Source organism: Variovorax sp. DXTD-1 (assembly GCF_003984625.1).
Lineage (GTDB): Bacteria > Pseudomonadota > Gammaproteobacteria > Burkholderiales > Burkholderiaceae_C > Variovorax.
Genome location: NZ_RWKH01000003.1, coordinates 178,920 through 187,375, shown reverse-complemented (window position 1 = coordinate 187,375; position 8,456 = coordinate 178,920). Strand labels below are relative to the sequence as shown.

Genomic DNA, 8,456 nt, shown 5'->3' with positions numbered 1-8,456 from the left:
AAAAGGGGGGCGGAGCGCAGGCTCCGTCCCCCTTGTGCCTTTTACAGGCCGGCCGCGCGCCTTACCAGCGGTAGGTGGCCGTGGCCGTGACCTTGCGCTGGTCGCCGTAGTAGCAGTTGCCGTACTGGTCGCAGTTCGAGAAGTAGGTCTTGTCGCCCAGGTTGCGCACGTTCAGCGCAAGGCTCCAGCGGTCGATGTCGTAGCCGATCATCGCGTCGAACACAGTGTACGAAGGCACCTTGACCGGGGCCTTGTTCAGGTCGCCGCGGTTCGAGCCGTTGAAGCGCGCGCCCAGGCCAACCTTGAAGCCGTTGTCGAAGCGGTAGTCCGCCCAGAGCGCGGCGCGGTGCTCGGACACCGCGAGCAGCGGCGTTCCGATTTCGCTCGGCGTGCTGCTGGCCGTGATCTCGGCCTTGGGCGTGTAGGCGTACGACACCGTCACGTTCATGCGCTTGACGGGCTTGAAGGCCGCCTCGAGTTCGAGGCCGCGTACCAGCACCTCGCCGGTCTGGCGCGGGCGGAAGTTGGCGTCGGCGGTGATGTAGTTCTGGCGGCGCAGGTCGAAGATGGCGGCGCTGTAGCTGTCGGTGGTGCCCACGGGCTGGTAGCGCACGCCGGCTTCGTACTGGCGGCCAGTCTCGGGCTTGAACGGGCTCCTGGTGTCGGGGTTCAGGCGCGCCGAGGGCGAGAACGATTCGGAATAGCTCAGGTAGGGCGCCCAGCCGCTCGGGAAGGTGTAGACGAGGCCGCCGCGCTTGGTGAACTTGTGCTCGGGAATGTCGCTGCGCGTTCCATCCAGGTTGCTGTGGATGATGGTGGAGGCGCGGTCGTAGCGGCCACCGAGCGTGAGGCTCCAGCGGTCGCCCCACTTGATCTGGTCCTGGATGTACAGGCCGGTCTGCGTCAGGCGGGTGTTGGCGTCGATATAGGGAGCGGGCACGAGGAACGGGCCGCCATACACGGGCGCGTAGATGTTGATGCTCGGCGCGCTGCCGCCGCTGTAGCTGGCCTGCTCGATGCCGGTGCGCTGGTGGTCCAGGCCGATCAGCACCTTGTGCTTCCAGTCGCCCGAGACGAAATTGCCTTCCAGCTGGTTGTCCAGCGTGAAGGTCGAGACGCTCTCGCGGCTGCCCGAGATGCTCCGGCGCAGCATCTGGTAGTTGCGCGGATCGGCGACGTTGCTGTTGACCGGCACGATCGCGCGGCCCTGCACGGCACCGTAGTCGACGTCGAGCCGGCCGTAGCGCAGGTTCTGGCGCGCCGTGAACGTGTCGTTGAAGCGGTGCTCGAACTCGTAGCCGACCATCCACTGGTCCATGTCGAAATGGTTGAAGTGGGGGTCGCCGGCCAGGAGCGAGTCGGGAATGTAGTTGCCGAAACGCGTGGGAACGAGCGAGCCCACAGTGGGGCGGCCGCGCGTGAACACCCCGCCGCGCACGCGGTTGAAGTGCGACAGCAGCGTGAGCGTGGTGTCGGCCGACGGGCGCCAGGTGAGCGAGGGCGCGATGTAGAAGCGGTCGTCGTCCATGCTGCCGGCGGGCAGCTTGCTGTCGCGGCCCACGGCTGTCAGGCGGTAGCTGAGCTTGCCTTCGGCGTCGATGGGGCCGGAGAAGTCGGCGGCAATCTGGGTGCGGCTGTCGCTGCCCAGTTGCAGCTGCACTTCGCGCAGCGGCTCGGTGGTGGGGCGCTTGCTCACCACGTTGACCACGCCGCCGGGGCTGGCCTGCCCGTACAGCACCGAGGCCGGTCCACGCAGCACTTCGATGCGCTCCATGCCGTAGGGCTCGATCTGCCAGACGCCCCAGTTGCCGTTGTTGCGCAGGGGCATGCCGTCGAGGTAGAAGCCCGGCGCGTAGCCGTCGAAGCCGCGGATCGAGATCCAGTCGTAGCGCGAATCGGCACCGAAGACGGTGGTGGTTACGCCGGGGGTGTAGCCCAGCGCGTCCTTCACGGTGGTGGCGCCGATGGCGGCCACGCGGTCGGCCGTGACCACCGAGATCGATTGGGGGGTTTCCAGGATCGGGGTGTCGGTCTTGGTGCCTGTGGCGCTGCGCTTGGCCACGTAGCCGTTCACATGGCCCTTGGCCGACGGTTCCGTATCGGCCGTGACGGTCACCGCCGGCAGGTTGCTGCTGTCCTGCGAGAAGGCTGGGACCGCCCAGAGGGTGCAGGCGGTTCCGAAGGCCGAGGCAAGCGCGGCGCTCAGCAGGCGGGGGCGGGGCAGGGGACGCATAGGTTGAGGTACTCCAGGAGCAGTAAAAAAACGACGTGTTCGGGTTTCAGCGCAAGGCCTGCCGCAATCCGCAGTTCTGGCGCTTCCGTACATGAGACGTTTGAACTACAAAAAGAGAGACACCCTGTACCAAATGCTTCAGCGCGTACCTGCCCGGCGGCCCCAGGCGGCCGGGCGGCGGCCTAGATTCGGACGGCCTGGCGCTCGCTCCGGCCGGCGCTGGCCGAGCCGGCCGTACCTGGAACCCCCGGGACCGCTGGAAGCGCCGGAATCACCTTCAGCAGCGCGCTGCCGATCTCCCCGGTACGCACGGAGGTGACCGACAGCAGCGTGTCGCTCAGCCCGTGCGAGGACTCGCAGGCGCCCTGCAGGAAGATGGCGGGCCGGAAGTCCCCGGTGCTGCGCACGCGGTAGTGCCGGTCCACCGAGAAGCTGCCGAGGTAGGGCGCGAGCGGCGTCAGCAGGTCCTTGTGCTGCTCGCGTGCGTAGCCGGTGGCCAGCACCACGGCGTCGTAGCGCGAAGTACTTTCGCGGCCGGTGTTCTGGTCGCACATGGTCAGGTGAATGCCGTCGGCGGTGGCGTGGGCGCTGCGGATGTCGTGCCGGCGCAGGAAGCGCATTCGGTTTTCGCCGCGCACCTTCTGCTGGTAGAACATCTTGAAGATCTGCTGGATCAGCTCCAGGTCGGCCACCGCGTAGTTGGTGTGGCCGAACTCCTCGAGCAGGGCGGCGCGCTCGTCGTCGGGCCGGCTGTACATGTAGTCGGTGAACTCGACGTTGAACACCTCGTTCACGAAGGGACTGTCGTCCGATGGGCGGATCGAGCGGGCCCGCATGACGAGGTCGACCTCCGGCGCATGGGGGCGGCCCTGCAGGTCCATGAAGATTTCCGCGGCGCTCTGTCCGGCGCCGATGATGGCGATTTTTTGCGCGTCCTCCTGCGCGGCAATGCCCTGCAGGTAGGTGCTCGAATGGAACACGCGCGGGTCGTTGCGCAGGGACCGGAAGCAGTCCGGAATGTTGGGCATGCCCCCGATGCTCACCACGAGGTTGCGCGCGAGGCGCTCGCTCACGTGGCCGGCGCGGTCGCGCGAGCGCACGCGCAGCAGCGTCACCTCGTCGGCGTGGGCCTCGCGCTCGGGCAGCACCTCGAACACTTCCTCGCCGTAGACGCAGGCATCCTCGAACTGCGCGGCGGCCCAGGCCAGGTAGTCGTTGAACTCGTGGCGGCTCGGAAAGAAGGTCTTCAGGTTGATGAAGTCCTGCAGGCGCTTTTTCTCGTGCAGGTAGTTGATGAAGGTGAAGCGGCTGGTCGGGTTGCGCAGCGTGGCCAGGTCCTTCAGGAAGGAGATCTGCATGTGCGCATGCTCGAGCATCATGTCCTTGTGCCAGGCGAAGGCGGGCTGCTTCTCGATGAACATCGCGTCGAGCCGGCGCCCTTCGCGCCGCTTCTCGTCGAGCGCGATCGCCAGCGCGATGTTCGAAGGGCCGAAGCCGATGCCGATGACGTCGTGAATGACCATGGCGGTTTCCTTTTGCTGCGAGAACGGTTGATCGGGTTGAGCGGGTCAGATGGGCTTGGCGGGCGCGGCCGCTGCCGCCGGCGCGTCGCTGCGCGGCAGCCAGAGGCCGTCGATGAAGTAGCGCTCGCGCAGCATCATCACGAGCTGTGCGCGCTTGTGCGGCAGGTCGAACTCCTTCACCTTGGCGTAGCCCGACTTGTCCAGGTTGCGGATCTGCTGCACGTGGTCGATGCGGGGCTCGCCCACGGCGCGCTGGGTGCGCGAGTCGCACAGGAAGATGTAGTGCGAGATGGAGGTGAGCCACGCGGTGGCGTAGGCCTTGCCCCGAAACGACGGCTCGCCGACCAGCACGTGCCAGCCGCGGTCGTAGTCCTGCACGTCGTAGAAGGGCGCGATGCGGCTTTCCTTGGCCCAGTACATCTCGAAGTAGGCGAAGGGTTCGCCGTCGAAGCTCGCGATCATCGAATACATGTGCGGATCGCGGTCGATGCCCGAGAGATAGGCGCGGTGCTTGTCGAGGTTGCCCTCTTCGTCCCAGATCTCGGCCACGTCGGGGTCGTTCATCCAGCGGTTGAAGATGCCCAGGTCGCGCTCGAAGTCGATGCTGCGAAACGAGAAGGTCTTGCCCAGCCATGGAATGAAGCGCTGGTAGAGCACGCCGCGCGGCTTGGGCGTGCGCAGCGGATGCACCTTGCCGTTGGTGAGCGCGTAGCGCTGCGCCATCGGGGCATGCACGGCGGGAAGCCACAGGCGCGGCTGCTGCCAGAGCATGTCGCGGAAGGCGCGCATGCCGCCCTCCGGCAACGCAAGCAGCACGCCGGTGTGGGTCAGTTCCTCGGCCGGCGCGGGCGCCGTCACCGCAAGGCTCTTGTGCGCGGGGAGATGCTCGAAGGCGGCTTCCAGTGCCGCGAGCAGGTGGGGCGTGGAGGCCGCACTGCCGTCGACCCACTGGAGCGCGGCGTCGGCCCCGCCGGCTGCCAGCTTCCAGAGCGAGCGGCTGTCGCCCTGGCGGCTGCGCACGGCGAGCATCTCGCCGTCCAGGGTGATGTCGTGCGGCGTGCCGTCGGCGTAGGAGGTGAGGGTCATGAAGTTCCTTCGGTGGACCGACGGCTCGCGAGCAGGGCCAGGCCCTGGTGGAGTGCCGGAAAGAGGCTGTGGTTGAAGTTGTTCCAGCGCAGCTCGAGGATCGAGTCCGCGGGGTCGATGTGCGTGCCGAGCACGTCGTGGATGACCTCGCCGGAATCGATGCCGTTGTCCACGTAGTGCAGCGAGGCGCCGGTCTTCAGCAGCAGCGGCGCGGGCACGCTTTCCATCGTCTGCCAGTTCACGACCTTGCGGCCCTTGGCGCCGTGCAGCGCATCGAGCGTGGCGCAGGCGCCGCGGCGCTCGTAGGGCGATTCGATGCGCGTGATGCCGGGGTGGATGTTGACGATCCTGCGGTGGAACGGCGCGCCCGGGCGCACGAGCTCGTCCAGGATGACCAGGAGCCCGTCGAGCACGACGATGTCGGCCTGCAGCGTGAGCAGCTTGTCGAGCAGGCGGCGCTCGAAGGCACTCTTGGCGGCGGGGCGCTCTTTCGCGTCCAGCGGAAGCCGCCGGTATTCGGACGGCACCGCGTGGAGCATGCCGTTGAGCAGCTTGCCTTGCGCCTTCAGGTCGCCCGGAAAGATCCACTGGCGGCCGGGCTGGAAGGAAAAGCCGTAGTCCTCCAGCGCCGCGCGGTCCCGGGGCGAGCCCTCGTCGTCGTCGTAGACGATGCCTTCGAGCGAATAGGCATCGCCCAGCGAGGTTTCGTCCAGTGCCTTGGCCAGGTATTCGAGCGGAGACGCCATGTAGCGCTGCGTGCCCTTGAAGTCGATGTACTGGCCGGCCTTGTCGGCGGCCGCGTTTCTCAAGGACAGGATGTAGACGAGCTTTGCCTTGGACATGGGTGTGGCGTGAAAGGGAGATTGGCGTTGGAGTCGGCTTGGGCGTGAAACGCAGGCGTGGGGCCTTCAGGAGAAGACGTGGCAGCGCGCAATCTGTTCACGGCTGCAGGCTCTCGCTCGCGGTCTTTCGGTGCTGCGGTGCGAGCGGGCAGGCGCCGCAGTAGTCCTCGCACGGGAGCAGGTAGTAAAGGCAGCACTGGCGGTGCAGCTTGAGCGGCCGGCCCGGGGCGGCGCCGGCCCGCTGCGCCTCGCGGCAGCGGGCGTGCAGCGGGTTGACCGGCCGGGCCTCGTCCGGCCAGGCGGGGTGGTGCAGCAGGCAGTCGCGGTCGGCCGCGATGTGGGCGGCGCCGCCGGTCGCGGCCAGCGCCATGTCGAAAATCGGTTCGAGGTGCCGCGCGGTGTTGCCCCAGAGGATCTTGGGCGCAAGCCGCGTGAAGCTGCACAGGGCAGTGAAAAGCGGCTGCAGGTGCTGCCACAGCAGCGGCGCATAGCGCTGCGCGGTGTCGGCGCCGCGCAGTGCCTCGCCCAGGTGCAGCACATGAAAGCTCGAGGGCGTGCCCTTGTCGTCGAGACGTACCCAGATGTGCTCCGCCGAAACCGGGAACACGTGCTGCAGCACGCTGGCGGCCGCCACCACGGGCGGCAGCAGTGCGGAGAGGTAATCCAGGCTCCACGCCGAGGCGACCGGCCGCAGGTCGCGCGCACCGGCCGCGCCGCGCGCGCGGGCATGAAGGTGCAGCACGTCTGCCAGGAGCGAAGGCGAATGCGCCAGGTCGGCCACGCGCAGCGCGCCGGCCGGTACCGCGTCCGCGCACTGCAGCCGTTCGGCGTGCGCGGCGAGCGCGCCGGGGAACAGGGGTTCCAGCAGCGCGATCACGAGGCGGCCTGCAAGAGGTGCGGGGAATGCATCCCTTGAAGACGGTTTGGCGGCGACGGTGTTCATCCGGCGCATCGCATGAACATTGCCCGGAGCCAACCGTCTATGCAGTAGGCGGCACGCAGCCGCCCGGGCGATGCCGACAGGGCATGGCCGTTTTCAAGCCGTTTTGCCCCGGGTGGGCGGAAAGAGCCTTTGCATGACATCGACCACCACGCCCCTCCGTGGCAACACTTCCGAGCTCGGACGCCTGCTCAGGCCGTTTCTTCCGTGGGTTCTCCTTTCCGCGGTCACAGGCATCAGCGCGGGTGTGGCCACCGTCGCGTTGCTGGGCACCATCAACCAGGTGCTCAACCGCCAGGGCGGCATGGCGGGCGGGCTGCTGCTGACCTTCGTCGGGCTGTGCGCGGTGGCGCTGCTGGGGCGCATGGCCTCGGACGTGTCGACCAACTTCGTCGGCCAGCGGCTGGTGGCGCAGGTGCGCAAGAGCCTTGCGCAGAAAATTCTCTCGGCGCCCATCGACGCGCTGGAGCGCTACCGGACCCACCGGCTGATGCCGGTGCTGTCGCAGGACGTGGACATGATCAGCGACGTGGCCTTCGTGCTGTCGTCCACGCTCATCGCATTTGCCATTGCGCTGGGCTGCCTGGCGTATCTGGCCTACCTGTCGCTGCCGCTCTTTTGCCTGCTGGTGGTGGCGCTCGCAATTGGCGCGACCATCCAGACCCGCGCGCAGGTGCGCGCCGAGGTGGGTTTCTGGAAGGCGCGCGAATACGAGGAGCAGCTGCACAAGACCTACCGCGCAATCAGCGAAGGCGCGAAGGAATTCCGCATGCACCGCGCGCGCCGCACGCGGATGTTCGGCGGGCAGATCGAGCGCATCGTGGACAACATCCGCACCGTGAACGGACGCGCCATCAACACTTATGTGATGGCGACGGCCTTTGGCTCGGCGCTGTTCTTCCTGCTGATTGCGCTCATCCTCGGCTGGGCCGCGTTCCGGCCGACCGAGCCCGCGGTGCTGAGCGGCTTTGTGCTGGTGATGCTGTTCCTGAAGGGGCCGGTGGACCAGATCGCCGGCGCTCTGCCGGGCGTGGGCCGCGCCAAGATCGCCTTCCGCCGCATTGCCGACCTGTCGGCCCGCTTTGCAACCCCGGAGCCGCACCTGCATCTTGAGCGCGCATCCAACGGCGTGATGCTGAACCGCGAAATTGCCATGCGCGGCGTGCGCTACAGCTTCGATGCGCCCGAAGGCGGCGAGGCTTTCACGCTCGGTCCGATCGACCTGTCGCTGCGGCCCGGCGAGATGGTGTTCATCGTGGGCGACAACGGCTCCGGCAAGACGACGCTGATCAAGCTGCTGCTCGGCCTTTATGCGCCGCACGGCGGCGACGTGCTGCTCGACGGCGGCGTGGTGACGCCCGAGGGCCGCGACGACTACAGGCAGCTGTTCACGACCGTCTTCTCTGACTTCTACCTGTTCGAGGACCTGGCGGCCGGCGAGGAGGGCGCCGGCACGGCCACGTTGCCGAAGACGGCGCTGCCCTACCTGGAGCGGCTGGAAATCGCGCACAAGGTGAGCGTGAAGGACGGCGCCTTCACCACCACCGATCTCTCGACCGGGCAGCGCAAGCGGCTGGCGCTGGTGCATGCCTACCTGGAGGGCCGCCCGGTGCTGGTGTTCGACGAATGGGCCGCCGACCAGGACCCTGCTTTCCGGCATCTGTTCTACACGGAGCTGCTGCCCGAGCTGCGCGCCAAGGGGCACCTGCTGGTGGTGATCTCGCACGACGACAGGTACTTTCACCTGGCCGACCGCGTGATCACGATGCGCGCCGGAAAGATCGAGCAGGACAAGGCCCACGTGCCGCTCGAAAGCCTGGCTGCGTGAGGCG

The 8,456-nt window shown here is 67.6% G+C and carries 6 protein-coding genes; 1 reads left to right on the top strand and 5 read right to left on the bottom strand.

Annotated elements, in window-relative coordinates; genetic code table 11:
- Positions 1-61: 61 nt before the first annotated feature.
- The 5 genes from EJI00_RS04390 to fhuF all read right to left on the bottom strand — a co-directional run bounded on the left by EJI00_RS04390 (position 62) and on the right by fhuF (position 6,627).
- Positions 62-2,233, bottom strand: a complete 2,172-nt coding sequence (locus EJI00_RS04390; RefSeq protein ID WP_126746256.1) for a TonB-dependent siderophore receptor — start codon at positions 2,231-2,233, stop codon at positions 62-64.
- A 182-nt stretch (positions 2,234-2,415) separates the two neighbouring features.
- Positions 2,416-3,756, bottom strand: coding sequence for a lysine N(6)-hydroxylase/L-ornithine N(5)-oxygenase family protein (locus EJI00_RS04385; RefSeq protein WP_126746255.1), 1,341 nt, complete (start codon positions 3,754-3,756; stop codon positions 2,416-2,418).
- 45 nt (positions 3,757-3,801) lie between these two features.
- On the bottom strand, positions 3,802-4,842 hold the full coding sequence (locus tag EJI00_RS04380; protein ID WP_126746254.1) for a GNAT family N-acetyltransferase: 1,041 nt from the start codon (positions 4,840-4,842) through the stop codon (positions 3,802-3,804).
- Positions 4,839-5,684, bottom strand: a complete 846-nt coding sequence (locus EJI00_RS04375; protein WP_126746253.1) for a formyltransferase family protein — start codon at positions 5,682-5,684, stop codon at positions 4,839-4,841. Before EJI00_RS04375 ends, EJI00_RS04380 begins: the two co-directional genes overlap by 4 nt.
- A gap of 97 nt (positions 5,685-5,781) precedes the next feature.
- On the bottom strand, positions 5,782-6,627 hold the full coding sequence (gene fhuF / locus EJI00_RS04370; RefSeq protein WP_126746252.1) for a siderophore-iron reductase FhuF: 846 nt from the start codon (positions 6,625-6,627) through the stop codon (positions 5,782-5,784).
- A 133-nt stretch (positions 6,628-6,760) separates the two neighbouring features.
- On the opposite strand from fhuF, the gene EJI00_RS04365 reads away from it, so the two are divergent.
- Positions 6,761-8,452: a cyclic peptide export ABC transporter gene (locus EJI00_RS04365; protein WP_126746251.1), complete on the top strand. Its 1,692-nt coding sequence runs from the start codon at positions 6,761-6,763 to the stop codon at positions 8,450-8,452.
- Positions 8,453-8,456 lie beyond the last annotated feature (4 nt).

Bases quoted from the DNA above. Each gene is read 5' to 3' on its own strand.
- EJI00_RS04390 (WP_126746256.1), bottom strand. From the start codon at position 2,233: ATGCGTCCCCTGCCCCGCCCCCGCCTGCTGAGCGCCGCGCTTGCCTCG.
- EJI00_RS04375 (WP_126746253.1), bottom strand. From the start codon at position 5,684: ATGTCCAAGGCAAAGCTCGTCTACATCCTGTCCTTGAGAAACGCGGCC.
- fhuF (WP_126746252.1), bottom strand. From the start codon at position 6,627: ATGAACACCGTCGCCGCCAAACCGTCTTCAAGGGATGCATTCCCCGCA.
- EJI00_RS04385 (WP_126746255.1), bottom strand. From the start codon at position 3,756: ATGGTCATTCACGACGTCATCGGCATCGGCTTCGGCCCTTCGAACATC.
- EJI00_RS04380 (WP_126746254.1), bottom strand. From the start codon at position 4,842: ATGACCCTCACCTCCTACGCCGACGGCACGCCGCACGACATCACCCTG.
- EJI00_RS04365 (WP_126746251.1), top strand. From the start codon at position 6,761: ATGACATCGACCACCACGCCCCTCCGTGGCAACACTTCCGAGCTCGGA.